The sequence below is a fragment of the Gillisia xinjiangensis genome (genome assembly GCF_046298265.1).
GTDB classification, from domain to species: Bacteria; Bacteroidota; Bacteroidia; order Flavobacteriales; family Flavobacteriaceae; genus Gillisia; species Gillisia xinjiangensis.
This window is the reverse complement of record NZ_JBKAHK010000092.1, coordinates 1-564: the sequence shown is the minus strand read 5'-3', so window position 1 is coordinate 564 and position 564 is coordinate 1. Positions and strand designations below refer to the sequence as shown.

The following is a 564-nucleotide window of genomic DNA, read 5'->3' as shown; positions in this document are numbered from 1 at the left end:
GATGAGAACGCCGATTCCCTCCTCCTTCAGGCGGCGCACCGTGCGCATGACATCCTGCACGATCTTGGGCGCCAGCCCCTGGCTCGGCTCATCAAACAATACCAGTCCGGGGGCGCCCAGCAGCGCACGCGAGATCGCCACCATCTGCATCTCGCCGCCGGAAAGGTTTTCGCATTCCCGCCCCATGAGATGTTCCAACGCCGAAAAGATTTCGAACATTTCTTCGGTGGTCCAGGATCGGTAAGCCGTCTTCTTCACAGCGATCTGGAGGTTGCGCGCTACCGTGAGGCTGGGGAAGATCCGCCGGTCATCGGGCACCCAGCCGATTCCCAGCCGCGCGATGCGGTGGGTAGCCTGACCAGTAATGTCGGCGCCGTCGAACTCGATGGTGCCACGGCGCGGCGGGGTAAGGCCGAGGATCGAACGGATCGTCGTGGTCTTGCCGGCGCCGTTCGGCCCCAGCAGGCAGACCACTTCGCCGCGGCCGATCTGCAGCGAGGGGCCGAACAGGGCCTGCGTTTCGCCGTAGAAGGTTTCGATGCGATTGAGCGCCAGCATCACACA

1 protein-coding gene is annotated in these 564 nt (G+C 63.8%); it reads right to left on the bottom strand.

What is annotated here, in order from left to right:
• A partial coding sequence (locus ACKGJN_RS16645) for an ABC transporter ATP-binding protein (RefSeq protein WP_409540688.1) occupies positions 1–564 on the bottom strand: 564 nt, incomplete at both ends.